The 26920-nt window shown below is 63.0% G+C and carries 24 protein-coding genes and 1 tRNA gene; 14 read left to right on the forward strand and 11 right to left on the reverse strand.

Features of this window, described 5'->3' with window-relative positions; translation table 11 throughout:
- Nucleotides 1-56: 56 nt before the first annotated feature.
- Complete coding sequence (locus tag P6U23_RS38950; RefSeq protein ID WP_407181727.1) at nt 57-548, reverse strand: MmcB family DNA repair protein; 492 nt, start codon at nt 546-548, stop codon at nt 57-59.
- An 84-nt stretch (nt 549-632) separates the two neighbouring features.
- On the opposite strand from P6U23_RS38950, the gene P6U23_RS38955 reads away from it, so the two are divergent.
- Complete coding sequence (locus tag P6U23_RS38955) at nt 633-1307, forward strand: MBL fold metallo-hydrolase (RefSeq protein WP_407177565.1); 675 nt, start codon at nt 633-635, stop codon at nt 1305-1307.
- 167 nt (nt 1308-1474) lie between these two features.
- Here the strand turns inward: P6U23_RS38955 and P6U23_RS38960 are convergent, their stop codons facing one another.
- The 5 genes from P6U23_RS38960 to P6U23_RS38980 form a co-directional block, all read right to left on the reverse strand.
- Nucleotides 1475-2701 (reverse strand): PHB depolymerase family esterase, encoded by a 1227-nt coding sequence (locus P6U23_RS38960; protein ID WP_407177566.1) that lies wholly within the window; start codon nt 2699-2701, stop codon nt 1475-1477.
- Between the two features lie 188 nt (nt 2702-2889).
- Nucleotides 2890-4296 carry an MFS transporter gene (locus P6U23_RS38965; RefSeq protein WP_407177567.1) on the reverse strand — a complete coding sequence of 469 codons (1407 nt, stop codon included), beginning with the start codon at nt 4294-4296 and terminating at the stop codon, nt 2890-2892.
- A 144-nt stretch (nt 4297-4440) separates the two neighbouring features.
- Nucleotides 4441-5652 (reverse strand): MFS transporter, encoded by a 1212-nt coding sequence (locus P6U23_RS38970; protein WP_407177568.1) that lies wholly within the window; start codon nt 5650-5652, stop codon nt 4441-4443.
- A 2-nt stretch (nt 5653-5654) separates the two neighbouring features.
- Entirely contained in the window at nt 5655-6323 is a 669-nt protein-coding gene (locus tag P6U23_RS38975; RefSeq protein ID WP_407177569.1) for a GntR family transcriptional regulator, read from the reverse strand.
- Nucleotides 6324-6613: 290 nt separating this feature from the next.
- On the reverse strand, nt 6614-8077 hold the full coding sequence (locus P6U23_RS38980; RefSeq protein ID WP_407177570.1) for a glycosyltransferase: 1464 nt from the start codon (nt 8075-8077) through the stop codon (nt 6614-6616).
- 248 nt (nt 8078-8325) lie between these two features.
- Between P6U23_RS38980 and P6U23_RS38985 the strand changes: the two genes are divergently transcribed.
- Nucleotides 8326-9567 carry an LLM class flavin-dependent oxidoreductase gene (locus P6U23_RS38985; RefSeq protein ID WP_407177571.1) on the forward strand — a complete coding sequence of 414 codons (1242 nt, stop codon included), beginning with the start codon at nt 8326-8328 and terminating at the stop codon, nt 9565-9567.
- A gap of 166 nt (nt 9568-9733) precedes the next feature.
- Nucleotides 9734-11092, forward strand: a complete 1359-nt coding sequence (locus P6U23_RS38990) for a cytochrome P450 (protein WP_407181728.1) — start codon at nt 9734-9736, stop codon at nt 11090-11092.
- Between the two features lie 96 nt (nt 11093-11188).
- Here the strand turns inward: P6U23_RS38990 and P6U23_RS38995 are convergent, their stop codons facing one another.
- Nucleotides 11189-12031: an SDR family NAD(P)-dependent oxidoreductase gene (locus P6U23_RS38995; RefSeq protein ID WP_407177572.1), complete on the reverse strand. Its 843-nt coding sequence runs from the start codon at nt 12029-12031 to the stop codon at nt 11189-11191.
- A gap of 181 nt (nt 12032-12212) precedes the next feature.
- Between P6U23_RS38995 and P6U23_RS39000 the strand changes: the two genes are divergently transcribed.
- The 10 genes from P6U23_RS39000 (at nt 12213) to P6U23_RS39045 (ending at nt 24439) form a co-directional block, all read left to right on the forward strand.
- Nucleotides 12213-13172: a sensor histidine kinase gene (locus P6U23_RS39000; protein WP_407177573.1), complete on the forward strand. Its 960-nt coding sequence runs from the start codon at nt 12213-12215 to the stop codon at nt 13170-13172.
- 149 nt (nt 13173-13321) lie between these two features.
- The gene (locus tag P6U23_RS39005) at nt 13322-15091 is read left to right on the forward strand and encodes a putative bifunctional diguanylate cyclase/phosphodiesterase (protein ID WP_407177574.1); all 1770 of its coding nucleotides are present in this window, start codon (nt 13322-13324) and stop codon (nt 15089-15091) included.
- Between the two features lie 185 nt (nt 15092-15276).
- Nucleotides 15277-16458 carry a substrate-binding domain-containing protein gene (locus tag P6U23_RS39010; RefSeq protein WP_407177575.1) on the forward strand — a complete coding sequence of 394 codons (1182 nt, stop codon included), beginning with the start codon at nt 15277-15279 and terminating at the stop codon, nt 16456-16458.
- A gap of 336 nt (nt 16459-16794) precedes the next feature.
- Entirely contained in the window at nt 16795-17562 is a 768-nt protein-coding gene (locus tag P6U23_RS39015) for an ABC transporter ATP-binding protein (RefSeq protein WP_407177576.1), read from the forward strand.
- Nucleotides 17559-18281 carry an ABC transporter ATP-binding protein gene (locus P6U23_RS39020; protein ID WP_407177577.1) on the forward strand — a complete coding sequence of 241 codons (723 nt, stop codon included), beginning with the start codon at nt 17559-17561 and terminating at the stop codon, nt 18279-18281. Before P6U23_RS39015 ends, P6U23_RS39020 begins: the two co-directional genes overlap by 4 nt.
- Nucleotides 18278-19288 (forward strand): branched-chain amino acid ABC transporter permease, encoded by a 1011-nt coding sequence (locus P6U23_RS39025; RefSeq protein ID WP_407177578.1) that lies wholly within the window; start codon nt 18278-18280, stop codon nt 19286-19288. The genes P6U23_RS39020 and P6U23_RS39025 overlap by 4 nt, the downstream gene beginning before the upstream one ends.
- Nucleotides 19288-20352, forward strand: a complete 1065-nt coding sequence (locus tag P6U23_RS39030) for a branched-chain amino acid ABC transporter permease (RefSeq protein WP_407181729.1) — start codon at nt 19288-19290, stop codon at nt 20350-20352. Before P6U23_RS39025 ends, P6U23_RS39030 begins: the two co-directional genes overlap by 1 nt.
- Before the next feature lie 206 nt (nt 20353-20558).
- Nucleotides 20559-23660 (forward strand): EAL domain-containing protein, encoded by a 3102-nt coding sequence (locus P6U23_RS39035; protein ID WP_407177579.1) that lies wholly within the window; start codon nt 20559-20561, stop codon nt 23658-23660.
- 91 nt (nt 23661-23751) lie between these two features.
- Nucleotides 23752-24156: a YccF domain-containing protein gene (locus P6U23_RS39040; protein ID WP_407177580.1), complete on the forward strand. Its 405-nt coding sequence runs from the start codon at nt 23752-23754 to the stop codon at nt 24154-24156.
- Between the two features lie 206 nt (nt 24157-24362).
- A tRNA-Arg gene (locus P6U23_RS39045) sits at nt 24363-24439 on the forward strand.
- Between the two features lie 436 nt (nt 24440-24875).
- Here P6U23_RS39045 and P6U23_RS39050 read toward each other — a convergent pair.
- Both P6U23_RS39050 and P6U23_RS39055 read right to left on the reverse strand, forming a co-directional pair.
- Complete coding sequence (locus P6U23_RS39050) at nt 24876-25355, reverse strand: hypothetical protein (RefSeq protein WP_407177581.1); 480 nt, start codon at nt 25353-25355, stop codon at nt 24876-24878.
- Between the two features lie 222 nt (nt 25356-25577).
- Complete coding sequence (locus P6U23_RS39055; protein ID WP_407177582.1) at nt 25578-25832, reverse strand: hypothetical protein; 255 nt, start codon at nt 25830-25832, stop codon at nt 25578-25580.
- Between the two features lie 286 nt (nt 25833-26118).
- On the opposite strand from P6U23_RS39055, the gene P6U23_RS39060 reads away from it, so the two are divergent.
- A complete protein-coding gene (locus P6U23_RS39060) occupies nt 26119-26244 on the forward strand; it encodes a hypothetical protein (protein WP_407177583.1) in 126 nt (41 codons plus the stop codon).
- A gap of 60 nt (nt 26245-26304) precedes the next feature.
- On the opposite strand, the gene P6U23_RS39065 is transcribed toward P6U23_RS39060, so the two are convergent.
- Nucleotides 26305-26532: a hypothetical protein gene (locus tag P6U23_RS39065; protein WP_407177584.1), complete on the reverse strand. Its 228-nt coding sequence runs from the start codon at nt 26530-26532 to the stop codon at nt 26305-26307.
- Nucleotides 26533-26550: 18 nt separating this feature from the next.
- On the reverse strand, nt 26551-26793 hold the full coding sequence (locus tag P6U23_RS39070) for a hypothetical protein (RefSeq protein WP_024509656.1): 243 nt from the start codon (nt 26791-26793) through the stop codon (nt 26551-26553).
- Nucleotides 26794-26920: the final 127 nt, after the last annotated feature.

Below are 26920 nucleotides of genomic sequence, written 5' to 3' on the forward strand. Positions count from 1 at the left end.
GGTGGGGACGCGGCTAACGCGCCTTTGTCCACCCTACGATTTTCGATTGAGGCCGATCACTCCCAAAACTCCGCGTGCCCCTGCGGATCGAGCAGCCTATTCATCCGCTGCCCGGCGGCCATCGCGAAACGTATCATCATCAGCTTGCGCGTCGGCGCCGGCAGGCGATGTACCGGCGCATCGCAGAACATATGCGCGCCGTAGGCATCGGCGACGATCAGGCCGGTGTCATCAGGAAAAATCTCGCAAGGCATGTCCTGCGTGAAGGCGAAGAACAACCGGTCGCAATGGGCGCGGTAGTCCTCCCATTTGTGATCGGCGCGCAGGTCCTCGACCGAAGACTTGATCTCGATGATCCAGATTTCGCCGCGCTCATTCAGCGCCACCAGATCGGCACGGCGGCCCGAGGGCAACGGCAATTCGCTGATACAGGAAAATCCCAGCGACCGCAGCAGCCGCGCCGTGCCGCGCGCGACCGCAAGCGCGGTCTCCGATTGGCGACCATCGGTAGGCGGAGCAAGGCTGATCTGGCGGACACGCTGTTCCATGAGCATTGAGTTTACCCGATTCCGCAACAGTGCTGCACGAATCTTTCGCTTTCGCCGCCCTGCAAAAACCGGCATTCTGACGGCATGAGCGAGCAAAACCAAACCGAAACCAAAGCGAAAGCCGGCGCGATCATCGTGCCGGTGACGCCGTTCGAGCAGAACTGCACCATCATCTGGGATGAGGCGACCAAGCAGGCCGCAGTGTTCGATCCCGGCGGCGATGTTCCAAGGATCCTGGCTGCGATCGAGAAGACCGGAGTAAAGGTCGAGAAGATCTGGCTCACTCACGGCCATATCGATCATGTCGGCGGCGCCGCCGAACTGCGCGACGCGCTGCGCGTGCCGATCGAAGGTCCGCACCGGGACGACAAATTCCTGCTCGACAACGTCGTGACCTCCGGCGCGACCTTCGGCATGACGGGTGTGCGCAATTTCGCGCCCGACCGCTGGCTCGAGGAAGGCGAGCGGGTAGAGATCGGCTCACTCAGCTTCGACATCCTGCATTGCCCCGGTCACTCGCCGGGCAGCGTCGTCTACTTCAACAAGGACTTGCGTTTTGCCCATGTCGGCGACGTCTTGTTCAACGGCTCGGTCGGCCGCACCGACCTTCCCGGTGGCAATCACCAAACCCTGATCTCTTCGATCAAGACAAAACTGTTGCCGCTTGGCGATGATGTCGGCTTCATCTGCGGCCACGGCGCAGGCTCGAGCTTCGGCCAGGAACGCCGGACCAATCCGTTCATCACGGGGCAAATGTAGGCCGTGATCCTTGCCTCTCTCCGTGCTTACGGGGTGAGGGGCCATTTCGGAAAGCTCAGCGCCAGTCGATAGACCTGTCCCCTCACCTGGATCGCATCTTTTCGATGCGATCCGACCTCTCCCCGCAAGCGGGGCGAGGCGGACCCAGCGTGACTGCGGAGGGAGCGCTACTTCTTCAGCCCGGCGGCGATCAGCACGCGCTCCAGTGCCGCGCTGACATCGCCCACGATGCGATGCCGCGTTTTCGGTGCAGCTTGCGGCGCGGCGTCGGGTTTCGCTTCGCCTGGCTGTTCGGTCGTGATCAGGGGCCGCAGCACCTTGGTAAGATCCGGCACCACCACGGCCGAGATTGGGGACACCGGCGGAATCAGTTTGGCGCTCGGCGACTCCGCAACCGTCGGCTTGGCATCGCGAATCCAGCGCGTGAGGCCGAAGAATTTTGCGATGTGGTAGGACGAGGAGATGCCGGCTTCGAGCAGGAACGCCCCCTCCTTGCCATAGCGCTTGTCGTCGTGGCCTCGCCCGAGCGGCGTGCCATGCGCCATGTCGGCGATCGCGTAGGATTCGATGACGGTCTGGCCGTCTTCATTCCACCAGACCTGACGTCGATGGCCGTCGACCACACCTTGCGACATCGGAGCTTCCGGCAGATCGTGCACGTCAAGCCATTGGTTGACGATCTCACCGGCATTGGCAGGACTGACGGTGCGGTCGGCGCTGCCGTGCCACACCGACACTTTTGGCCAAGGCCCACGATATTTGGAGGCATTACGCACGAGATCGCCGAGCGCGGCCCCGGACCGCCCCGAGCCGGTTCGCATCGCGAGCAACGCTTCCCGCACATTGCCGGCGACACCGAACGGCAGACCGGCGATGATCGCGCCCGCCGAAAACACATCCGGATAAGTCGCGAGCATCACCGATGCCATCGCCCCGCCGGCGGAGAGGCCGGTGACAAAGACGCGACGCGGATCGATGGCGTGATCGCGCACCATGCGCACGACCATCTGACGGATCGAGGCGGCTTCGCCGCGGCCGCGCGCGATGTCATCCTTGCTGAACCAGTTGAAGCAGCCATTGGGATTGTTCGACGGCTGCTGCTGCGGCAACAGCAAAGCAAAGCCGTAGTGCTTGGCGAGCGTCGACCAGCCGGCACCGAGATCGTAAGATGCCGCGGTCTGCCCGCAGCCATGCAGCACGACGACAAGCGCGTGCGGCTGCTGCAGCTTCGACGGCACGAAAGCGAACATCCGCAAATGTCCGGGGTTGCTGCCGAACCCATGCACCTCCGTCAGCGGGCTTTGCACGTCGCCGCGCAAGCCGCGGCCATAGAGCGGCCAATCGCCCGGCTTGGGAAGGAGGCTTAGGAAATCGATATTTTCAGCGAGAGACACCTGGGGCTCCCTTGGTGGACAGCTCTAAACCCCACCAAGAACAGATAGTTGCTGCAGCGCAAAACAAAAGTATGTGTGCTGTCGATCCCCAGGATTTGACCCGCGATTCGAGACTAACGCAAGCGCGCGATCACAGTTCTAGCATTCGATCGTCATCTTTTTGGAAAGCTGTTGCCCGCTTGTCTCCATCATGCGCGAGCGCACCGCATCCACGACAAAAATGCGACGCATGTCACAATTGAAAGCACGAACATGACGAGCGCTGCAAACAGCGCGTGCTGCGCGGAACGTGATGCTTCGATTGCAAAGAATACCGCGCCGATGGCGGCAACGCCCGCGGCATTGGCGATCTGCGCCGTGGTGCCGTACATGCCTGAGCCCGCGCCCGCGGCGGCCGGCTTGACCGTCACCAGCACCGCGCTCGACAACGGCGCCATCACCAATCCTTGCCCGTAGCCGAAGATCGCAAGCACGAGCGACAGCGCCAAGGCCGACGGCGCTTCGATTTGAAATACCAATAGGCCGATGGCGGCCAAGGCGATCATCTGAACAATGCAGCCTTCGATCAGCACCAGCGTACCGCGATGCTTGGCGCGCGCGCCGCTATGGCGGGACGCGACCACAAAGGTCAACGCCAACGGCACGAACACGAGGCCGCCTTGCAGCGGCGGAATCTGCAATGTCTTTTGCATGAACACCGTCATCACGAAATAAAATGACAGATTGGCGAGAAAGAAAAAGAACGCCGCGCAAAGTCCCCGCATGAAACGCACGTCCGACAATAGTGAGAGATCGATCAGCGGCATGCCGCCGCGACTTGCGATAGCCCTTTCCAGGCGCGGGAATGCCGCGACGATGACAACGCCCGCCGCCATGATCAGCCAAAGCCAGGGCGCCCAATGCACATCATGGCCGAACAGCAACGGCCCGATCAGACACAACAGGCCAACGAACAGGACGACCGCGCCGGGAATGTCCAGCCTTGTGCCGGGCCGAAGCGGCGCGGGAGGCATGATCCTCGTGCCTGCGGCGATGATCGCAAGCCCGAACGGCACGTTGACTAAAAACACCGTGCGCCAGCCGAGATGAGCGATATCGAGCGTCACCAGCACGCCGCCAAGCGCGAAACCTGCAGCCCCCGCTAATCCCAATGCAACTCCATAAATGCCGAATGCGCGAGCGCGCGCCTGATCGGCAAACAGCAGATGCAGCGTCGCCAGAACCTGCGGCACCATCGCCGCCGCGGTCGCACCTTGTGCCAGCCGCGCCATGATCAGCTCCGGGCCCGATCGCGCCAGCGCGCACCAAAGCGAGGTCACCGTAAAGCCAAGCACGCCCGCGAGGAACACCGGCTTGGTGCCGTAGATGTCGCCGAGCCGGCCGCCGGTGACAATCAAGGTCGCATAGGAGATCAGATAAATCGCGATCACTGATTCGATTTGAGCCGGACTTGCATTCAGCTCGATCGCAATGGTGGGGATCGCGACATTGACGACAAAGGCGTCGACGCCAAACATGAACTGCGCCGCAACCACGATCGCGAGCACCCACCACCGGCGCGAGATATCGACGCCGGCTGTCACCATCTGATGCATGGGAATGCGGACCTGCCTCAATTGCACTGCGGCAGATGATGACCGCTCGCGGTCATCGGCGCGATTACCTCCGAGGTAAAAGAGGCGCGACCGGGAGAGCTGGCAAGCTCCGGGCGAACACCAGCTCGCAGCGATCTATCGTCCTTATCGGCCTTTCTCGACGATGAAATTGCCGATGGCCCCCGCTGCCATCAAAACGCACGTGCCAAGAAAGACGGCGCGCATGCCGATGTGACCGCCGACGAACCCTCCGGCAAGCGGCCCGATCACCTGGCCGCAATATTGCGCCGACACCGAATAGCCCAGAATGCCGCCGGCGATCGCCTCCGGCACATTGTGCCGGATGACGCTGGCGATGCAGGGCAGCAGTCCACCAAGCGCGAGGCCCATGAGCAGGCGCAGGACGATGAGCTGCCAACCGCTGTCGACAAAGGCCTGCGGGATCAAGAGCGCTGCCGAAACCGCGAGACAGATGATGATGATGGTCCAGTGTCCGACACGATCGGCTAGCTTGCCGAGCTGCGATGACGACAAGATGCTGCCCAGCGCCCCTGCCGACATGGCGAGACCGGCGAAGAACGTCAGGCGCGGAGGTTCGACGAGCTGGGCGACATAGACTGTGATGATCGGCTCGATCGACATATTGGCGATCATCAGAAGGACGCCCGTCGCCAGCATCGCCAGGATGGGACGCTTGTCCGGGATCAGCGCCCATGCCCCGCGCGACTTGCGGCTCTTGGCCTGCGGCGGCCGCTTCTCTTCGTGAATCAAAAAGCTCGTGCCGAGAAAGGTGATGAAGATGACGGCACCGGCCAGCAGAAAGGTCGCGCGAAGGCCGATCAACGGCGGCAACGCGCCGCCGATCAGCGGGCCCACCACATTGCCGGCCATGATGCCGGAGGACAGGACGCCAAGCGCCCAGCCAGACCGCACCTTGGGCGTTTGCGCCGCGACCAGGATCATCGAGCCCGACGCGTAACCGCCAAGCAGGCCGGCGAGCAGCCTTAAGCCCACCAGCTCCCAGACATTGTGCGCCATGCCGATGAGAGACATCGCGACCGCCATACCGAGACTCGCGCGGATCAGCATGAGCTTGCGGCCGTAGCGGTCTCCAAGCTGTCCCCAGAGCGGCGCCGTCAGCGCCGCGCTGAAAAAGGTCGCGCCATAGGCGATGCCGGACCATTGCACGATGGCGGCGTGGTCCGTCACACCAAGCTGCTCGACATAGAGCGGCAGGAACGGCAGCAACAGCGTCATCGCCACGATCGTGGTGAAGGAGCCGAAGACGCAAACGAGCAAATTCCGCTTCCAGGGGCCGGCGTCGAGGTTCACCCCGAGTTCGGGCATCGCGTCCATCTCTAGCGCATCCCTATCACGGCAAAACCGCGCGCGCGCAGGCCGCGGTGGTCGTCCTGCAGCGAGCGGAGCAGCCGGGCGAGCGTGTCGCGGATGTGCGCGGCCGCTTCGCGCGCCGCCTCGTCAGGCTCGTTGCGACGAATGAAGGTAAGTATGCGCCGATGCTCGGCCCAGGCCTGTTCGCGCGATGGCTCGGTCCAGACTTCGAGCCAGCGGGCCCGCGACAGCCGTGTCATCGCTCCCGCGATCGCCTTTGCGATGAACGGATTGCCCGATAGCCGCGCAAGCTCGACATGGAAGTCGGTCCCGACCCGGTGCCATTCCTCGCGCGGCGCGCCGGCCTGGCAGGCATCGAGCATCTCTTCGATCGCGGCAAGATCTGCTTCGCTCGCGCGTGAACAGGCCAGCCGCACGCCCGTGGTCTCCAGCGGCTCCCTGAACTCGGCGAGCGCCTCCAATTCACCGAGATCGATCGGGGCCACGATCCAGTTGCGGCCGTCGCGGCGGACCAACTCTTCGCCTTCCAGCCGCGCCAGCGCCGCCCGGATTGGCGTGCGGGAACCCGAAAAGCGGCTCTCGAGCCAGCGTTCGGTCAAGCGCTCGCCTGGCACGAGATCGAGCGAGAGGATCATCTCGCGCAACTGACCGTGGATCTGGAGCATTTGCGACATAGTTGGTTTTGACGGGAAACGCGCTGAAACAGAACCGCGCCTTTCGGTATACCGAATTGGGACACCAAACAACCCCGCTACGGGATACCAGCTCCGCCGAAATCCGATGGGCTCGCCTTCTCGAGGGAGATGACACCGGACCAAATGCGCGCGAGCGGCTTGGTGGTTTGAGCGACCGCTGCGACCCTTTCCAGGCGCCGTCATTCCGGGGCGCCTCGAAGAGGCGAACCCGGAAATCTCGAGATTCCGGGTTCGGTGCTGTCGCACCGCCCCGGAATGACGCAAAAAACTCAAATCGCCTTCAGCTTGCGATAGGCAAACCAGACCATTTTGAGCAACAGCCAGCCATCGCGGAAACGCGATATCTGGGTCTCGCCGAAGGTGCGCGCCTTATAATGTATCGGCGTCTCGATGATCTTTAAGTTCTGCTTCGCGGCACCGAAGATCAGGTCGAAATCGCCGAACGGATCGAAATTGCCGAAATAGCCGCGCTCCTTCGCCAGCACCTCATAGTCCCTGCGCAACAGTACCTTGGTGCCGCACAGCGTATCGGTCAGGCGCGTGTTGACGAGATAGCTGAACATGTAGGCGAACATGCGATTGGCGATGAAGTTGAGAGGTCGCATCGCCTCCTGCTCCATCGGATAGACGAGGCGTGTGCCGTTGACGAATTCCGCCTTCCCGCTCTCGATCACCGCATGATATTTCGGCAATGCCTCCGGCGGCATGGTGAGGTCGGCATCGAGAATCATCAGCACGTCGTTCTTGGCCACGGCAAAGCCCTTGCGGACCGCATCGCCCTTGCCCTTGCCGTCCTGCTTCAACACCTTGATATCCCATTGGCCGCGATAGGCCTCGCGGACACGTTCGCATTCGGCAAGGGTGTCGTCCGAAGAATTGCCTTCGACGAAAATGATCTCCTGTTCGCTGCCGAAGCGCGGCATGCGCAGGATCGCATCCTCGATGTTGCCGCGCTCGTTGCGGCAGGGAATGACGATGCTGACCGAAAATTTGCGGTCCGGGAATTGCCGCACGGGACGGCCGACCAGATAGGTGCGCAGACATAATTTCCGCACGCCCGGCAGCGGCGCCAGATAGCGGTTGATCAGCGGCCCAAGCCCGAACCAGCGCTGCGGCAAAAGCTGCCGCTGCTCCGCGGAAATCACCTCGAAATCGGCGAGGTCCATCAGATTGCGGAAATCCGCATTGGCGATGTAGTTGATCTTCGGCTGCTTGCGCCGCAAGCCGATCGCCTCCGCGGCTTTCAGGATCGGCTCCCAGAGATGGGAATAATAGGAGATCACGATCCGCGTCGACGGTTCGCAGAGCTGATGGATCAATCTCAGCGTGCCGTCGATATCCTCGAACATTCCGATCGTATCGGCGATGACGATATAGTCGAACGGACCCTTGACCGATTGCAGCGTTGCCGGATCCTCAACATCGCCCAGCACGAAGGTGAGCTGCGGGTGGCGTGCTCGTGCACGCGCCAGCGTTTGCGGTCCGAAATCGATGCCGACGCCGTAAGAGGGTTCGAGGGCGGCGAGCAGATCGCCGGTGCCGCAGCCCAATTCCAGCACGCGCTTGCCCGGCGGAATCAGGAAGCGCATGAACTTGAAATCGTCCTCATGGTAGGCGGCGTTGAATTTGCGCCAACTCTCCTGCTCGTCGAGCGAGGAATCGATCTCTTCCATTAATTGCCGTTTCCGCGGATTGGTGATCTGCGGAGCGACGGTTGCTTGCGCAAGAACCATGAATTGCCTCAAGTGAACGCGGTCGCACCCGGCCCATGTAGCGGGCGGCGATCGGCGGACCGCCTTTTAGACTGAACCATTGCCAAACAGAACCCGGTTTGCGCGGCGTAACGACGGTAAATCGGGCCACCCGGCGACCACTGAGCAGTCAGCATTGCTGGCCTGCGGACTGCGGACGATTGCCTTGCGCAGGGCCACCACGTAGCCTGTGCAAAGCCCAATAACGAAAAATTCCGCCCGGAGGAACCATGGCGCGCCTGAAATTCGGAGCTTTTCTCGCCCCGCATCATCCCATCGGCGAGCACCCGATGCTGCAATTCCGCAGGGATCTCGATTTCGTCGCCCAGCTCGACGAGCTCGGCTATGACGAGTTCTGGTGCGGCGAGCACCATTCCAGCGGCTGGGAAATGATCGCCTCTCCTGAGATGTTCCTCGCCGCCGCCGGCGAGCGCACCAAGCGCATCAAGCTCGGCACCGGCGTGATCTCCTTGCCCTATCACCATCCCTTCAATGTCGCGCAGCGCATGGTGCAGCTCGATCACATGACCGGCGGCCGCGCCATTTTCGGCTCGGGCCCCGGCGCGCTGGCCTCGGATGCGCATACGCTCGGCATCGACCCGATGACGCAACGTGACCGCCAGGACGAGGCGATCGCGATCATCCGCAGGCTGTTTGCGGGCGAGCGTGTCACCGCGAAGAGCGACTGGTTCACGATGAACGACGCGGCGCTGCAGATCCTGCCCTTGCAGGAAGACATGCCGTTCGTCGTGGCCTCCCAGATTTCACCTTCGGGCATGACGCTCGCCGGCAAATACGGCATCGGAATCATCTCGCTGGGCTCGATGACGACGCAGGGGCTGATGTCGCTGGCCAAGCAATGGGAATTTGCCGAGGACGCCGCGAAAAAGCATGGCACGACGGTGAGCCGGAAGGACTGGCGCGTGCTGCTCTCCTGGCACATCGCCGAGACGCGCGAGCAGGCGCGGCGCGAGGCGGGCGCCGGACTGATGCGCTGGCACAACGAATATAATGTCGGCACCTTGATGCGGCCGGGGCTGACGGCCTTCTCGTCGCCGGACGAGGCCGTGGACAAGACCGCCTTCGTCGAGGGCGCGGCCTCCACCATCGGCACCCCCGACGATCTCGTCAAAACCATCAAGAATGTCATCCAGGTGTCCGGCGGCGTCGGCGCCATCATCGGCTTTGCCCATGACTGGGCCAACCCGCAAGACACCCGGCGGAGCTGGGACATGGTCGCGCGCTATGTCGTGCCGGAGATCAACGGCTACATCGACGGCTTGCGCAGATCGCAAAAATTCGTGATCGAGAACCGCGCCATCTTCGATCGCGCCGGCCAGGCCGTGATGGCCAAGATCATGGAGAACGACAAGGCGGCCGCCGCGCTCGCCCACACCGGCCCCGGGCGGGTCGCGATTCCGGCCGTGAATGCCCCGGACCTGCAGAAGGAAGCGGCCAAGAGGAAGGCGTGAACAGCCCCGCTGTATCGCCGTCCCCCTGAGGCGCTCGCGGAGCCTGCCATCGGGCCGCGCTTCGCGCGGACCCGGTGGCTCGCGCCGTCAGGATGACGGTTTAAACGCCGGTACCAACCGGATAAGATGCGCGATCTGCATCACCGGAGCGACCACCGCCATGTCGATGGCTCTTCCTTCGGCAAGCGTTACCCCGCCCAAACGCAATTCGCTGAAACACATCCCAGGCGACGAGGGCTGGCCGCTTATCGGCCACACCCTGCAGATCCTGGCCGACCCGAAAGGCTTCATCGAGAGGCGGGCCCAAAAATATGGCCTGGTCTATCGCAGCCACATCTTCGGCGAGACCAGCGTGGTTTTGCTTGGGCCGGACGCCAACGAACTCGTGATGTTCGACCAGGACAAGCTGTTTTCCTCGAAGCACGGCTGGGACAGCATCCTCGGGCTCCTGTTCCCGCGCGGACTGATGCTGCGCGACTTCGAAGAACATCGCATTCACCGTAAGGCCCTGTCGGTCGCCTTCAAGGCGGGGCCGATGCAGTCCTATCTCGCCAAGCTCGACAAGGGCATCGCCGCCCGCATCGCCCAATGGAAGAAGCAACCCGGCGAGATGAAGATCTATCCGGCGATGAAGCAGCTCACGCTCGATCTCGCCGCGACCTCCTTTCTCGGCGCCGATATCGGCCCCGAGGTCGATGCGATCAACAGGGCCTTCGTCGACATGGTGGCCGCCGCGGTTGCGCCGATCCGGCGGCCGCTGCCCGGCACGCAGATGGCTCGCGGGGTCAACGGACGCAAACGCATCGTCGCATATTTCTCCGAGCAGATTCCGATCCGCCGCGAAAAGGGCGGCGACGATCTGTTCTCGCAGCTATGCCAGGCGAGGGATGAAAACGACGAGCTGCTGTCCGCGCAGGACGTGATCGACCACATGAGCTTCCTGATGATGGCCGCCCACGACACCTTGACCTCGTCGCTGACTTCGTTCGTGGGCGAACTGGCGGCACATCCAGGGTGGCAGCAAAAGCTGCGTGACGAAGTGGCGACGCTTCGATTGGCGGCGGACGACCCGATCAGCTCCGGAGCGCTCGATAAGCTGCCGCTGACGGAGATGGCCTTCAACGAGGCGCTGCGTAAAAAACCGCCGGTGCCCTCGATGCCGCGGCGCGCGGTACGCGATTTCAGCTTTATGGGCTTTGCCATTCCCGCCGGCACCCTGGTCGGCGTCAATCCGGTGTTCACCCATCACATGCCGGCGATCTGGCCCGACCCCGACGCTTTCGATCCCTTGCGCTTCACCGGCGAAGCACAGCGCGCCCGGCATCGCTTCGCCTTCGTGCCATACGGCGGCGGCGCACATAAGTGCCTCGGCCAACACTTCGCCTATATGCAGGCCAAATGCTTTGCACGGCATTTCCTGCAGAACCTCTCGGTGTCCTTGCCGCAAGGTTACAGGCCGGAATGGCAGATGTGGCCGATCCCCAAACCGCGCGACGGCTTGCGGGTGGTGGTGAAGCCGGTGTGAGTTAGGACCGTCATTCCGGGGCGGCTCGCAGAGCCGAACCCGGAATCTCGATATTCCGAGTTCGCGTCTTTGACGCGTTCCGGAATGAGGAGCAAGCTACCCCTTCTTTGCCTCGAACGCCTTGCGCAGCTCGACATAGCCCTGTTGCTGCTGGCTCCAGTTGCGTCCGCCGGTGATCGCGCCGTCGATCACCAGATCATGCCCGTTGATGAAGCTGGATTCATCACTCGCCAGGAACACCGCGGCATAGGCGATGTCTTCGGGCAGACCTGCGCGCGGGATCGGCTGCGCGCTCTTGTAGACCTCGCGCATCACGGGCGGAGTGTTCTCCGCCGCCTCTACCGATAGCCCGAGCGCCTTGGCGAAAATACCGGTCGCGATCGCGCCCGGCGAGATCGAGTTGACCCGCACGCCGGCCTCGCCGAGTTCCATGGCGACGCATTTGGTGAGATGGATCACCGCGGCCTTGGCGGCGCCGTAGACAATCGAGGAGGAGAACCCGGCTAATCGGCCAGCGATGCTGCCATTGTTGATGATACTCCCGAAGCCCTGCTTCTTCATGTGGGGCGCGGCATGTTTCATGCCGAGCATGACGCTGCGCACCAGGGTGGCCATGGCAAGGTCGAACCGTTCGACCTCCAATCCCTCGATACCACCGGTCTGCGCCGGGCCGCCGGCATTGTTGAACAGGCAATCGATGCGGCCGAATTTGTCGACCGCAAGTGCAATCAGCGCCTTGACCTGCTCCTCGACCGTGACGTCGGTCTGGCGAAAGAGGCAGTTGGACCCCAGCCGCGCGGCGAGCGCCTCGCCTTCAGGAACACGGCGGCCGGCGACGACAACTTTCGCGCCTTCGGCCACGAAGATTTCGGCCGTGCATAGGCCGATGCCACTGGTAGCCCCTGTGATCACCGCGACTTTGCCATCGAGCCGTCCCATGTCGTTCCCTCTTTCATTGCAAATTGATTCGAACTGATGCGGAAAACCTCTCCCGCGCCGGAATCATATTCCCGATCCTTGGAATGGGTGGCAAGCTATGCGTGCAGATGTGAAGCGCGTATTTTGCACTGGAGAGCTGCGCGCTCGCCCCAGCCCAACCGGCGGGGCCGTTAGGAGGAAGATGAAGCTGTTCGAGGAATTCCGGCGCGGCTGGCATGGAGAAGACCAACCGTCGCCGCTGTTTGGTCTCGGCTTTGTGCTGCTCTGCCTGGCGCTTTCCACCGCGGCACGCTGGGGCATGTCCCTGATACGGCCCGACATCTTTTTCACGCCCTATATCCCCGCGGTGTTTTTCGCGACGGCGGTTGCCGGCTGGCGCTTCGGCGCCATCACGGCCATCGTCAGCGGCGCGCTCGGCATCATCTTGAATTTCGACCACGGGAGAGCGGACGCGGCACGCTTTGTGCTGCTCTTGATCTACTGGGCCGTAGCGGCCTTCACCATCTGGGGCGTCGAACATTATCGATCCCTGGTTGCGCGCGAGCGCCGCATCTCCAAACGGCTGATCGAGGAGGAAGAATACCGCAAGCTCGTGGTCGCCGAACTGCAGCACCGGTTAAAGAACAAATTGTCGACCATTCACGCCGTGCTGCATCAGGTGCTGGAGAAGCAGCCGCAGGTCTGGGGCAGCATCGATCATCGCCTGCGCGCGCTCGCGGTGACCGACGATCTGATCGCACGGGCCGACAAAGCGGGCTGCGATATCAGGGAGCTGCTGCTCTCCGAGCTTGGCCCTTACGGGCATGTCCGGTTCAATCTGAACGGTGAGCCGCTGGACCTGCCGGCGAAACTGGCTGTGAGCCTTTCCCTGATTTTTCACGAACTCGCCACCAACGCGGCAAAATATGGCGCGTTTTCCGCCGCGCGCGGTTTCCTGCAGGTGTCGTGGACCGTGTCCGAGGATCGTCTCAACGTAACCTGGGACGAGACCGAGGGCCCTACGGTGGAAACGGTGGGCCCCGCCGGGTTCGGTACCAAGCTGTTGAAATCGGCACTGCTGGCGTTCGACGGCAAAACCGAGATCACCTTCCTGAAGAGCGGCGTTCATTGCACCATGCAATGCCGCATACCCCCGACGTGACGGTCGCGCACCGCTCGCGGATCGCGTTGATACTCTATTAATGACAACACTCATCGCCGCCATGGCGCCCGCTGCCTTCAAACCGGTAACGCCGTGTTTCGGCGCAAGGTTTAACCAAATGAAGAGGGAGCCGCGCAAGAACGGCCCTCATGCAAAACCAAGCCGCAGACTCTCTCCAGGGCGCTGCCACGGAAGCCGGTTCGCTTCGCGCGCTCGAAGCCGAGCTGAGCCTATTGAAGGAAGTGCTCCGGCTTCTGCCTGCCGGCGTTACGCTCCTGGATGAGCGTGGCCGGCTCTTGCTTACGAACGACGCCGCCACGGCGCAGCTCAGATTGCCGGAAGCGACGCAAGCGCTGAACCAGCGGCGGGAGATCGCGCTCGAACTGCTCGGCACCGGCCGTACGCTCGTAACTGAGGAGGCTATCGGCCCTGGAGCCTCGCAGCACGTGCTTTTGAGCGCCCATCGCCCGGTCTACATCGGCGAGCAGAAACTGTTGCTCTCGAGCTCGGCCGACATCAGCGAACAAAAGGCGTTCGAGGACCAGTTATTTCGCTCCGCCTATTACGACGAACTGACCGACCTGCCGACGCGGCGCGTGATCGAGCACCGCGCCAACAGCCTGCTCAATCGCGGCGAACAGGAGCGATTCGCGCTCGCTTTCCTCGACATCGATAATTTCAAGCACATCAACGACTATTACGGCCACGCCATTGGCGATGCGCTTTTGGTCGGGCTCGCCAAGCGCCTGAGCCGCGACCTGCGCGAGACCGATATGCTAGCGCGGATCTCAGGCGATGAATTTCTGCTCCTGCTTTCGCCGGTCGAGAGCGCGCAGGAAGTCGCCGATTACATGGAATCGACGCTGAAGCGGCTGAGCGCGCCGTTCTTCATCGACGGCTCGGAAATCTTCGCCTCCACCTCGATCGGCGTCAGCCTCTATCCCGAGCACGGCAAATCCTACGAGGTGCTGCGCCAGAACGCTGATCTCGCGATGTATCGCGTCAAGAACGAGGGCAAGGGCGCCGCCGCGTTCTTCGACGCCGGCATGGAGCACGAGGCCTTGGCGCGGATGAAGATCGAACAGTCGCTGCGGCTGGCGATCCTGGAGAAGCGGTTCTGCTGCGCGTTCCAGACCAAAGTCGATATCCGCAGCCAGCAGATCAGAGGTATCGAGGCGCTGGTGCGGCTGCGCGACGAGGGCGGCGTGATCCAGGCGCCCGGCGACTTCGTCAATCTCGCCGTCGAGCTCGGACTGATCGATGAGCTGACGCATCTCGTGCTCGCCGAGATCGTCAAGTCGATCGACCGCATCAACGATACGTTCGGCCCCGATGCGACGATCAGCATCAATGTCGCCGCCAAGCAGGCCGGCAACCCCGAATTCATGCGCTCCTTTGCCGAGGCGCTGGAAGCGACCGGCTTTCCGTCCCGCTTCATGATCGAGGTGACGGAAGATGCCTTCGTCGCCAAAAGCCACTTCCAGCAGGAGATCCTGCCGATGTTCCGCAAGCTCGGCGTCGGCATCTCGATCGACGATTTCGGCATCGGCTATTCGTCGCTGTCGGCACTCGCCGATATCACCGCCGACGAGATCAAGATCGACCGCTCCTTCATCACCGACATCCATAAGCGTCCGCGCAGCCAGGGCATCTTGCGCGCCATCGAATCCTTGAGCGCGGCGCTCGGCATGACCGTGATTGCGGAAGGCATCGAGTCCTTCGAGGAGTTGGCCTATCTGCAGGCCGCCACCAACATCCGCTACGCGCAGGGCTACTACTTCTCGCGTCCGATCTTCCTGGAAGAGCTGAAGCCCGCGATCCCGCTCGCCAGCGAGACGCGCGTCAGCCTGGCAAGCCGCCCGCTCCAGGAAAGCCGGCCGGGCTATTCGTCCCGAGGCGCACGCGGGTATCGGCGGTAGAGCCGGATGGCTCAGGGAAATGGGCACTGCCCGCGGGCGCTTCGACTCTCCCGCAGGGAGCGGTGAACTCCGCTCTGCTGCTATCTTCGCTACAAAAGGATACAGTCCGCTCCGCCTCGGGTGCCTTGACCCGGGCCGAGCGCCCACACTATCAGTTGCGCGAAACGCAAAAGGGGGAAAGAGCCGTGCGCAGATCCTTGATCGCTTCCGGCATTGCCGTCGCTTTATTGTCCACAGCCGCCCAGGCAGACGATCTCACCATCGCGCTGATCTACGGCAAGACCGGGCCGCTCGAGGCCTACGCCAAGCAGACCGAGACGGGACTGCGCATGGGTCTGGAATACGCGACCAAGGGCACCATGACGGTCGACGGCCGCAAGATCGTCATCGTCACCAAGGACGATCAAGGCAAGCCGGACCTGTCGAAGGCCGCGCTCGCGGAGGCCTATCAGGACGACAAGGCCGATATCGCCATCGGCACCACCTCCTCCGCTGCGGCGCTGGCCGATCTCCCCGTGGCCGAGGAGAATAAGAAGATCTTCCTGGTCGAGCCCGCGGTGGCCGACCAGATTACCGGCGAGAAGTGGAACAAGTACATCTTCCGCACCGCGCGCAATTCGTCCCAGGACGCCATTTCGAACGCGGTGGCAATCGGCAAGCCGGGCGTGACAGTGGCGACGCTCGCCCAGGATTATGCCTTCGGGCGCGACGGCGTCGCCGCCTTCAAGGAGGCGCTGGCCAAGACCGGCGCGACGCTTGCCGCCGAAGAATATGTCCCGACCACCACCACCGACTTCACCGCCGCGGGCCAGCGCCTGTTCGACGCGCTGAAGGACAAGCCGGGCCGCAAGATCATCTGGGTGATCTGGGCCGGTGCCGGCGATCCCCTGACCAAGCTGCAGGACATGGACCCGAAGCGCTACGGCATCGAGCTTTCCACCGGCGGCAACATTCTGCCGGCGCTCGCCGCCTATAAGCGCCTGCCCGGAATGGAGGGCGCCACCTACTATTATTACGACATCCCAAAGAACCCGGTGAACGCCTGGCTGGTGGCCGAGCACGAGAAGCGCTTCCACTCCCCGCCCGACTTCTTTACCGCCGGCGGCTTTGCCGCGGCGATGGCCGTGGTGACCGCCGTGACCAAGGCGAAATCCACCGACACCGACAAGCTGATCTCGACCATGGAAGGCATGGAGTTCGACACGCCCAAGGGCAAGATGATCTTCCGCAAGGAGGACCACCAGGCGCTGCAGAGCATGTATCACTTCCGCGTCAAGGTCGATCCGAACCTCGCCTGGGCGGTGAACGAGCCGGTGCGCGAGATCAAGATCGAGGACATGGACATCCCGATCCGCAACAAGCGGTGATGCTGCGCTATCTCTCGCCGCCTTCGCGTTGCCAAGTTTTGGTAAGCAGGCGCGAAGCGAGGCAACACATGGGAGCTTGATCGTGCGAGATCGACGCAAGCAGCCAATTTTCACCGTCACCACGGGGTGTTCGCCACCGGGTCCGCGCGAAGCGCGGCCCGATGACAGGCTCCGCGAGCCTCGAAGGGCGACGGCCCGACTGTCGCACGGGGGCCGTTCATCCTTCGAGACAGCCCGCTTTCGCGGCCTCCTCGGGATGACGGATCACGATGGGTGCTCGCTGCAGCCGAAGCGATGACGCCACTTTAGACAGCGAAACCTCACCACGTGCAGCCCATGTCCCTCACGCTCGAAACGGAAGACCTCACCATCCGCTTCGGTGGCCACGTCGCGGTTAACCGCGTGAGCTGCACGTTTCGCCCTGGCGAGCTCACCGCCATCGTCGGCCCGAACGGCGCCGGAAAGACCACCTATTTCAACCTGATCTCCGGGCAACTCCGTCCCAGCGACGGCCGCATCCTGTTCGAGGGCAGGGACATCACGCCCCTCGCCGCGCCCTTGCGCACCCGCGCAGGGCTGGGACGTGCATTCCAGCTCACCAATCTTTTTCCCAATCTCTCGGTCGAAGAGAATGTGCGTCTCGCGGTGCAGGCCGCGCACCATGTGCATTACGACATGCTGCGGCCCTGGATGATCAGACGCGACCTGCTCGAACGCGCAGACGCCCTTCTCGACAAGGTCGCGCTCCAGGGCCGCCGCGCGGCGGCCGCGAGCGCGCTGTCCCACGGCGACCAGCGCAAGCTCGAAGTGGCGCTGATGATGGCACTCGAGCCAAAGGTATTCATGTTTGACGAGCCGACCGCGGGCATGAGCATCGACGAGGTCCCTGTCGTGCTGAACCTGATCGAACAGCTCAAGCAGGACAAGAGCAAGATCATCCTCCTGGTCGAGCACAAGATGGACGTGGTGCGATCGCTCGCCGACCGCATCATCGTGCTGCATAACGGCCAGCTCGTTGCCGACGGCAAGCCTGCCGACGTCATCGCCTCGCCGATCGTGCAGGAGGCCTATCTCGGCGTCGCGCCGGGGCGGAGCGCGGCATGAGCGACCTCCTCACGCTATCGGGTGTTCATACCCATATCGGGCGCTATCACATCCTGCAGGGCGTCGACTTCGTCGTGCCCGAAGGACAGACCACGATGCTGCTGGGCCGCAACGGCGCCGGCAAGACCTCGACGCTGCGCACCATCATGGGGCTGTGGCAGGCCTCGGCGGGAGAAATTCGCCTGGCCGGGCAGCGCATCGACCGCGTGGCGACGCCCGATATTGCCCGGCTTGGCGTAGGCTATGTGCCGGAGAGCATGGCAGTGTTCTCCGATCTCTCCGTGCGGGAAAACCTGGTGCTGGCGGCCCGTGACGGGGCGATGGACGATGCCCGGCTGGAGTGGATCTTCGGTTTCTTCCCGGCGCTAAAACGGTTCTGGCTCTCGCGCGCCGGCGGGCTTTCAGGCGGGCAGAAGCAGATGCTCTCGATCGCCCGCGCGATTGTCGAGCCGCGCAAGCTGCTGCTGATCGACGAGCCGACCAAGGGCCTTGCACCCGCAATCGTCGGTTCGCTGATCGAATGTTTGAAGGAGATCAAGCGCAGCAGTGCGACCATTCTTCTGGTCGAGCAGAATTTTCATGCCGCACGCGAGCTCGGCGACAATGTGCTGGTGATGGACAACGGGACCATCGTCCATCGCGGCGAGATGGCGGCGCTCGCCGCCGACGTGCCGCTGCAGGAACACTTGCTGGGCTTGAGCCTGGAGGCGCATCAGTGACTGAACTCGCCGCGAGCGATCCCTTACCAAGGCCGAAACGCGACCTGCTGCCGGCGCTGCTGCCGATCGCGCTTGCGCTCGTCATGCTGCCGGCGGTCGGCTCGACCAGCTCCTGGGTGACGCTGACGGTCGCAAGCCTCGCCATGGGCATGATGATCTTCATCATGGCGAGCGGGCTGACACTGGTGTTCGGCCTGATGGACGTGCTCAATTTCGGCCACGGCGCCTTCACTGCAGTCGGCGCCTATGTGGCAACCCTGGTGCTGTTGCCGCTCGCGGGCTGGATGCAAGCAGACTCGCTTCTCAGCAATCTCGCCGTGCTGGTGCCGGCGGCGCTGCTCTCCATGGCCGTCTCCGGCGCGCTTGGCGCAGTGGTCGAGCGCGTGCTGATCCTGCCAGTCTATGGCCAGCATCTAAAGCAGATCCTGATGACGACGGGCGGACTGATCGTCGCCGAGCAAACGCTTTACGCGCTGTGGGGACCGCAGATCATTCCGCTGCCCCTGCCCACCGCCTTGCGCGGCTCCTTCATCATCGGCGACATCGCGATCGCCAAATATCGCCTGCTCGCAATGCTGGTCGGCCTCATCGTCTTCCTCGCTATCCAGCTCGTCCTGAACCGCACCAAAATTGGGCTGCTGATCCGCGCAGGGGTCGAGAACCGCGAGATGGTGGAGGCGCTGGGTTACCATATCCGCAGGCTTTTCCTGGGCGTCTTCATGACCGGCTCGGCGCTTGCCGGCCTTGGCGGCGTGATGTGGGCGCTGTACCGCGAGGAGGTGCATGCCTCGATGGGCAACGATCTCACGGTGCTTGTGTTTATCGTCGTCATCATCGGCGGGCTGGGCTCGATCGGCGGCTGCTTCATCGGCGCGCTGCTCGTCGCCATGGTCGCCAACTATGGCGGCTTCCTGGTGCCGAAGCTGGCGCTTGTCTCCAACATCCTGCTGATGGTCGCCATCCTGATGTGGCGGCCGCGCGGGCTTCATGCGGTGACCAGTCGGTGATGATCCTTTCCGGCGATCCCCCGCGCAGCCGCGCGCTCACGCTCCTGCTTGTCGTGATCGTGCTGGCACTGCTGGCAACGCCATGGCTGTTTCCGGGCGCCAAGGCGCTGAACGTCGCGGCCAAAATCTGCATCTTTGCCGCCCTCGTCGCCTCCTACGACCTCCTGCTCGGCTATACCGGCTCGGTGTCGTTCGCCCACACCATGTTCTACGGCATCGGCTCTTACGCCGTCGCGATCGCGCTCTATTCGATGGGGCCAAACTGGGCGGCGGTCGCAACCGGCATCGCGGTCGGCCTGCCCCTCGCAATGCTGCTGGCGCTCGCCATCGGGCTGTTCTCGCTGCGCGTCGAGGCAATCTTCTTTGCCATGATTACGCTCGCGGTCGCCTCTGCCTTCATGGTGCTTGCCTCGCAGCTCTCCTGGCTCACCGGCGGCGAGGACGGGCGCAGCTTTCAATTGCCGGAGTTGCTCCGGCCCGGCACGGTCTTCATATCCAAGAAGGCGTTCGGCTTCGAGGTCAACGGGCGGACCCTCACCTATTATCTCGTGTTCGCCGCCTCCGCGGCGATGATCCTGCTGCTGCTGCGCGTGGTCAACTCGCCCTTCGGACGCGTGCTGCAGGCGATCCGCGAAAACCGCTTTCGCGCCGAGGCGCTCGGCTATCGCACGGTATTCCATCTCACTTACGCCAATTGCATCGCGGCGACGGTTGCCGCCAGCGCCGGCGTCCTGAATGCGCTATGGCTGCGCTATGCAGGCCCCGACACCTCGCTCAGCTTCTCCATCATGCTGGACATTCTGTTGATGGTGGTGATCGGCGGCATGGGCACGATCTATGGCGCGATCATCGGTGCCGCGATCTTCATCCTCGCGCAAAACTATTTGCAGGCCTTGATGGGCACCGCCTCCCGCGCCGCTGCGGACGCCGGCCTGCCTTTGGTGCCCGGCCTGCTGCACCCGGACCGCTGGCTGCTTTGGCTTGGGCTGTTGTTCATCGCGAGCGTTTATTTCTTCCCGACAGGTGTGGTCGGGCGGTTGCGGGGCAAGCCGCCCGCCAAGTAGGGCCTATCAAGTCGCACGTGCATCAGGCAGTTGCCAACCCAGCGGCCGCTTCGACTCGCCTTCATGTTTCATCGCACCGCAACATCGTTCAGCATATTGCGCAAATGCTGAGCAAACTGCGTCGATTAAGCCTTGAGTAACCGGATTTCCTAACCGCTTTTATCATTCCTGCATCGTATCCATTCCCTCACCGAATGGTGGAGGAAATGCGCGACGTAATTTCCAGCATCTGGGCCAGAATGTCCCGCGGCTTGGCGAGCCGGCTCAAGCGCGTCCGGCGCGAGCCGGTGTTCTGGCTCACGCTTTGCGGCAGCGTGCTGGTGATCGCGATCTTCGTCGGCACAATCGTGACGATCGACGGCTTCCGCGAACGCGCCATCGCCAACAGCGCGCGCGAATTGCAGAACACCGTGATGCTGCTGACCCGCCATTTCGACCAGCAGTTCGCGGACTCCGAGACGGTCGCCGATGAACTGATCGCGCAGATGCAGATCTCGGGCGCCACGTCCCCGGAAATGTTCCGGGAGCGGATGTCGACGTCCGATGCGCACCTGATGCTGCGCTCCAAGGTGAGTGCGCTCTCCTATATCGGCGACGTCGCCGTCTACGATGCGGACGGCAAAATGATCAACTGGTCGCGACCCGACCCGGTGCCGGACATCAACGTCGCCAAGCGGAATTACTTCAAGATCTTGAAATCGGACCCGCCAGCCGAGCCGATCGTCATCGAAGCGGTCCGCAGCTATTTCGACGGAAGCTGGACCACCATCATCGCGCACCGGTTGACTGGGCCGGGCGGCATCTTCCTCGGTGTGATGTCACGGCGCATCGATCCCGCCAACTACGAGAGGTTCTTCGCTTCGCTCGCGCTTGGCGAGGGCGCCGCGATCGCAATGTTCTCTCGCGACGGCACGATGCTGGCGCGCCATCCGCATGTCGATGCATTGATCGGGCACAAACTGGCGGAGGCGCCGCTCCTGCAGAAGATCATCGCACTCGGCGGCCAGCAGACGCTTCGGATACAAAGCCCCATCGATGGGGAGGACAGGCTCGGTACCGGGGCCCAGGTCGGTCATTTTCCGATCGTCGTGGTCGCGACCAAAACCGCGGCGACCGCGCTGGCCGACTGGCGCGAGCAGACTCGCTTTCTGGTCACGGCCGCGGCTCTGTCCGCCGCGATCATCGCGCTCATCCTGTTTGCGATCATCCGGCAGATCAGGCGGCAGAACCGCGAGGCGCAGCGGAAGCTGGAGGCGGAGCGGCAACGGCTCGACACCGCGCTGAACAACATGACGCAGGGCCTGGTACTATACGACGCCTCGGCGCGCATCGTCACCTTCAACCAGCGCTACATCGATATGTACAAGCTGTCGCGCGAGGTGGTGAAGCCAGGGCTTCACTATTACGACCTGATCCAGCACCGCAAGGACACCGGCTCCTTCGACGGGAACGTCCGCGCCTTCTGCGATCCGATCATGCGCGACGTGGCGCAGGGCAAAGCCAGCCGCATGATCATGGAAATCGCGGACGGGCGCTCGTTCGAGATCGTCAACAAGCCGCTCGCACAGGGTGGCTGGGTCGCCACCATCGAGGACATCAGCGATCGCCGCCGGCTCGAGCAGGAGCGCGACCGCAACTATACCTTCCTGCGCGAGATCATCGACCACATCCCCTCGCAGATCACGGTCAAGGACGCGCAGACCAGGCGCTATCTGCTGGTCAACAGCGTTGCCGAATACCAGTTCGACATGACGCGCGAGGAGATCGTCGGCAAGACCGCCTATGACGTGTTCGCCGAAAAGCAGGCCGACATCGTCACCGCCGATGACGACAAGACCTTGCAATCCGCCGAGGGCTTTTTTCGGGACGAGCACCCGTGGGACACGCTGATGAGCGGGCGCCGCTGGATCACCTCCAAGCGCATCGGCCTTCGCGATGCCGCCGGCAAGCCGCGCTACATCATCAACGTGGTCGACGATGTCACCGAACGACGCGCGGCCGACGAGAAGATTGCGCATCTGGCCCATTACGACGCACTGACCGACCTGCCAAACCGCGTGCTGTTCCGCGAACGCATCGAGCGCGAGCTGAAGCAGGCGCAAAGCGGCCAGAAGTTCGCGCTTCTTTACATCGATATCGACGAGTTCAAGGGCATCAACGATTCGCTCGGCCATCACGTCGGCGACGAGCTGTTGAAGGCCGTCGCCGCCCGCATCCGTACCTGCATCAAGCCGGCCGACCTGATCGCGCGGCTCGGCGGCGACGAATTCGCCGTGATCCAGGCCGGGGTCAACTCGACCGAAGATGCCGTCGAGTTCGTCACCCGGATTCACGAGGCGATCCGGCGTCCCTATCAATGTCTCGGCCACCAGCTCTCGACCGACGCCTCCATCGGCATTGCGCTGGCGCCGCAGGACGGCACCGAGATCGACCAGTTGATCAAGAATGCGGACCTTGCGATGTACGCCGCCAAGGCCGGCGGCCGCCGCACCCACCGTTTTTTCGAACCGGCGATGGATGCCTCCGCCAAGGCGCGGCTCTCGATGGAGTTGGACCTGCGCCAGGCCATGATCGATGGCGGCTTCGAGATTCATTACCAGCCGCTGGTGGACTTGCGCACCGGCGAGGTGAGCGGCTGCGAGGCGCTGCTGCGTTTTCGTCATCCGGAGCGCGGCATGGTCTCGCCGGCCGAATTCATTCCCATCGCCGAGGATACCGGGCTGATCACCGAACTCGGCGACTGGGTGCTGCGCACGGCCTGCCAGGAAGCCGCGAGCTGGCCGGATCACATCCGCATCGCGGTGAACGTCTCGCCGGTGCAGCTCAAATGCCAGACGCTCGCGCTCCGGATCGCAGGCGCCTTGGCCGCCTCCTCGCTCAAGCCGAGCCGGCTCGAGATCGAGATCACCGAAGCCGTGCTGATCCGCGACGACGAGGCGGCGCTCGCCATCCTGCATCAGCTCCGCGCCATCGGCGTACGGATTGCGCTGGACGATTTCGGCACCGGCTTCTCCTCGCTCAGCTATCTCAAGCGCTTCCCCTTCGACAAGATCAAGATCGACCGCTGTTTCGTCAGCGACATCTCGGAAACCGATTCCTCCTCTTCGATCGTGCAGGCGGTGGTGAATATCGCGTCCGCCCTCAAGATGCGCACGACCGCCGAGGGCGTCGAAACCGAGACGCAGCGCGAGCTGCTGCGCAAGCTCGGCTGCAGCGAGATGCAGGGCTATCTGTTCAGTGCACCCAGGCCGGCCGCCGAGGTGAAACAATTGTTCGGCACGCCCACGGATACCGTGGCGGTCGCCTGATCGCGGCCGGCCGGCGGATACCGAGGCCCCTATCCCGCTTGCCGCGTTCGGGCGTATAAGCGGCACATCTTCGTCGCATGCGGGAAATCAGATGTCCCCTGTTTCTCTTCTGCTCAATCTGTTGTGGATCCTCTTGGGCGGCGCCTACATGGCCTTCGGCTGGCTGGTCGCTGCCGTCATCATGGCCATTACCATCATCGGCCTGCCTTGGGCTCGGGCGGCGTTCAACATCGCCATCTACACCTTTCTGCCATTCGGCTCGAGGGCCGTGCGTCGCGACGAGATCACCGGCGAGAGCGATATCGGCACCGGCCCGTTAGGGTTGATCGGAAACATCATCTGGCTGGTGCTCGCAGGCTGGTGGCTTGCGCTCGGGCACCTCGCCACCGCGGTGGTCCTGGCGATCACGATCGTCGGCATCCCCTTCGCCTGGGCGCACCTCAAGCTTGCCGGCATGGCGCTGTGGCCGATCGGCAGGGAGATCGTGCCGGTGTAAGCTTTGGCGCTGCATTGAAGACCGCGTCATCGGGCGGGATGGCCGCGAGATGCCGGTTCCCCGATCGACGCTGTGGCAGCTTCACGCAGGCCGCAGACTGCGGCAGCAACGGACATCTCCTCACGGGCGCGGCCGGACGAGGGCTTCTCCCACAGCCCTTAAGGCATTGCCGAGGCCGGGCCAATCGGCTAAATGAGGCGCTCGACGCACCCGTAGCTCAGCTGGATAGAGCGTTGCCCTCCGAAGGCAAAGGTCACACGTTCGAATCGTGTCGGGTGCGCCAATTAACTGTCGTCAGATTGAAACTGCGGACATTTGGCTCGGGCTCGTTCATCGCCGCAGTTCGTCGATGCCCAATTCCGTCCAGAGCCATCCGAAGCTGTAGCTTGCCATGGCGCTGTTGCAGTCGGCTGACTTGGCCATCCGGTTTTCGACCATCTTGAGCCAGTCGGCGACTCTGACGCGTCCGCTGTCGGTTCTGATCGCAGCGCGTGGCGTCTCGCCTCCGAGCATGGAAATTGGTTGATCGGGTGCGTCGCGACAATGCCGGTCCAAAAGTCTTCTCCTAGCGCCGCTTCCGCGAACTTCTGCCTTTCGTGTTTGCTGAGCTTTCCGAACTCGCGCCAGGCCTGGAGGAGGGCTTCGGATACGCCGTGTTCAAACGCAGCATGCCTCCGCCCATCTGCGCTTGCGACCCACCCGGACGATGCGTGCGGCACTTAAAAGCTTGAGCGTTTTCCGAACAGTTCCAGGTAGAGCCGCCAGGATCTGCCGTCATCTTGCAATCGCTCAGCCGAGTAGTGGAAGGAGTGGGGGATGATCGCCTGATAGCCCCAGCGAATCGGCGTGCCGTCGGCAAGCTCTCCTTCCATCGCGATCTCCTGGCCCCGACGGCGCGCCATCAGCCGGGCGCAGGTTTCGTCATCCGCCGGATTGATGAAGGTGACGCGCCAGGCGTTCAGCCCGCGGTCGTAGGTGCGAATGGTGGTGGCATATCTGTCACCCCGCGCAGGCGTGCCGGCAGAGCGATCAACGCGGCGTGGGAAAATGAACAAGTCCTGGATCGCGCGCCCCTCCAACACCCAGGAGGCATGGAGTTCACCCTTCATCCTGCAGGTTGTTCCGTCCACCTCGTGAAGCAGCGCATCGAGCTCCCAGCTTCCGATCAGGAAACCGAAGATATCCGCCTCGTCGGACAAGTCGGCGACACGTCGTGGAGAAGGCAAGGCTTCGAGAAAGCCCTGCGGGATTGTCATCCGAACCTCCCAGGGTTCTGGCTGTTGACAACCCGGAACGAAGGGAAACGGTTTCGCGGCCCTCAGGGCCGGGCGCAGCTTTCGCGCAAAAGCAATGCAAACATACGCGCGCACATAGGTACGAACGGCGGGCGGTTTCGGTGCGATACCGCTCGCGTGAAAGGACTAAGCTGCGGCGAACGCCTCCCAGCGCGCAGGGGCGTAGTAGTGAGCGGGTGGTAACGGCAACCTCTCAGCCGCATGGTCGCGGACGCTGAAATAGGCTTCGAGCTCCGCCACGGCGCGGCGCTCCCATTCCATGGCCTCTCCAAGCAGCGAGCAGCTTTGCCGCGGGCGGAATGCCGCGGTCTGACGATACAGCGACGCGATCGCCCGGTAGCGGCGCACATTTTCCAAGACGGCTTCCCCGTTCATCGGCATTGATCTTCCCCTGTCCTTGCCTCTGGTCGGGGCGACTCTGGCGGCAACGATTTTCCAATTGGTTAGCGGCCCGGGCGGACGGCTCGGATAGTTTCCCAAGCGTTGACCGGCCTGCCGCGCGCCTTTCGCGCATCGCACCAGGCCCGCATTGGACGTTCACTTTCGCGACACGCGCTATGGTTAAGAGTCTGCCGATGCCGTCGCTAAATTGCGGCGGCTGCTCTGATCCGAAGCTTAGAATCTAAGTTGTATGAGAGGCCCCAGCGATCAACGGCACGGGCCGCAAATGGATATGGAAATCATCGAAATTGTCGGCGTGATTGGATTGATTTCCGCGATGGCGGCACTCGGTCGCATCGTCTATGAGCGTCGCATGGATGTTCTGCACGGGCCATATATTGAAGGCCGCTAACAGCCTTATGGTTTTCGCTGCGCTCGAACCACCCGACGAAGGCAACCCACGGACACCAATCTATTCGATCGCCGCGATGCCGGAGGATGTCAGTGACGGCTCGCCGTCGTGCATCTCCGCCAGTCCCATTTCGATCAGCAACTGCAGATCGGCATCGGCCGTGGGCAGAAATTTCGTTCTGTTGGCCATGATATCGCGCAGCGTCCAGCGCAACGAGATCGCGCGCTCGAGCGTCAAGTGCGCGAACGGATCGTCTTGCATGACGGCGTCGTGTTCCAGCTCCGACATCCGAGCGTTTGCCTCCTTTTACGCTGGAGCGGCAAGGCGCAGACGCGCCGACACTTCCCGCAATCGCGCACGCCTGGGATCCGGAGGCGCGAACAGCTTTTCAAATTCGGCCGGATCGAGCGTGTTTCCGTCGGGATCGGTGACGACCACGTGCCAGCCGACCCGGGCCCACACCCGCGCTTTCGCGGCCGCGATCAGCAGGCTCTCCCGTTCCGATCGCAGGACCTCGTCACCTTTGGTCGCGACAATCTTGTACGCCATAAGCGCTCCACACTTCGTCCCTGTCCCATCGCTAATGGAGCCGCCGTGTTTGGCTCTAGTTTGCCGTGAAAGTGACGGTTCGAAGGCGCCACGTTGACCAAGGCGCGTCGGTTTTGGCGACTCACCG

It is taken from the genome of Bradyrhizobium sp. STM 3562, assembly GCF_045571435.1.
GTDB lineage: Bacteria > Pseudomonadota > Alphaproteobacteria > Rhizobiales > Xanthobacteraceae > Bradyrhizobium.

What these genes read in the sequence shown, in the direction of transcription:
- P6U23_RS39055 (WP_407177582.1), bottom strand. Translation starts at nt 25,832, where the DNA reads ATGCCGATGAACGGGGAAGCCGTCTTGGAAAATGTGCGCCGCTACCGG.
- P6U23_RS38950 (WP_407181727.1), bottom strand. Translation starts at nt 548, where the DNA reads ATGGAACAGCGTGTCCGCCAGATCAGCCTTGCTCCGCCTACCGATGGT.
- P6U23_RS38990 (WP_407181728.1), top strand. Translation starts at nt 9,734, where the DNA reads ATGGCTCTTCCTTCGGCAAGCGTTACCCCGCCCAAACGCAATTCGCTG.
- P6U23_RS39015 (WP_407177576.1), top strand. Translation starts at nt 16,795, where the DNA reads ATGTCCCTCACGCTCGAAACGGAAGACCTCACCATCCGCTTCGGTGGC.
- P6U23_RS39005 (WP_407177574.1), top strand. Translation starts at nt 13,322, where the DNA reads ATGCAAAACCAAGCCGCAGACTCTCTCCAGGGCGCTGCCACGGAAGCC.
- P6U23_RS38970 (WP_407177568.1), bottom strand. Translation starts at nt 5,652, where the DNA reads ATGGACGCGATGCCCGAACTCGGGGTGAACCTCGACGCCGGCCCCTGG.
- P6U23_RS39060 (WP_407177583.1), top strand. Translation starts at nt 26,119, where the DNA reads ATGGATATGGAAATCATCGAAATTGTCGGCGTGATTGGATTGATTTCC.
- P6U23_RS38995 (WP_407177572.1), bottom strand. Translation starts at nt 12,031, where the DNA reads ATGGGACGGCTCGATGGCAAAGTCGCGGTGATCACAGGGGCTACCAGT.
- P6U23_RS38955 (WP_407177565.1), top strand. Translation starts at nt 633, where the DNA reads ATGAGCGAGCAAAACCAAACCGAAACCAAAGCGAAAGCCGGCGCGATC.
- P6U23_RS39035 (WP_407177579.1), top strand. Translation starts at nt 20,559, where the DNA reads ATGCGCGACGTAATTTCCAGCATCTGGGCCAGAATGTCCCGCGGCTTG.
- P6U23_RS39065 (WP_407177584.1), bottom strand. Translation starts at nt 26,532, where the DNA reads ATGTCGGAGCTGGAACACGACGCCGTCATGCAAGACGATCCGTTCGCG.
- P6U23_RS39020 (WP_407177577.1), top strand. Translation starts at nt 17,559, where the DNA reads ATGAGCGACCTCCTCACGCTATCGGGTGTTCATACCCATATCGGGCGC.
- P6U23_RS39040 (WP_407177580.1), top strand. Translation starts at nt 23,752, where the DNA reads ATGTCCCCTGTTTCTCTTCTGCTCAATCTGTTGTGGATCCTCTTGGGC.
- P6U23_RS39000 (WP_407177573.1), top strand. Translation starts at nt 12,213, where the DNA reads ATGAAGCTGTTCGAGGAATTCCGGCGCGGCTGGCATGGAGAAGACCAA.
- P6U23_RS38985 (WP_407177571.1), top strand. Translation starts at nt 8,326, where the DNA reads ATGGCGCGCCTGAAATTCGGAGCTTTTCTCGCCCCGCATCATCCCATC.
- P6U23_RS38980 (WP_407177570.1), bottom strand. Translation starts at nt 8,077, where the DNA reads ATGGTTCTTGCGCAAGCAACCGTCGCTCCGCAGATCACCAATCCGCGG.
- P6U23_RS39070 (WP_024509656.1), bottom strand. Translation starts at nt 26,793, where the DNA reads ATGGCGTACAAGATTGTCGCGACCAAAGGTGACGAGGTCCTGCGATCG.
- P6U23_RS39030 (WP_407181729.1), top strand. Translation starts at nt 19,288, where the DNA reads ATGATCCTTTCCGGCGATCCCCCGCGCAGCCGCGCGCTCACGCTCCTG.
- P6U23_RS38965 (WP_407177567.1), bottom strand. Translation starts at nt 4,296, where the DNA reads ATGCATCAGATGGTGACAGCCGGCGTCGATATCTCGCGCCGGTGGTGG.
- P6U23_RS38975 (WP_407177569.1), bottom strand. Translation starts at nt 6,323, where the DNA reads ATGTCGCAAATGCTCCAGATCCACGGTCAGTTGCGCGAGATGATCCTC.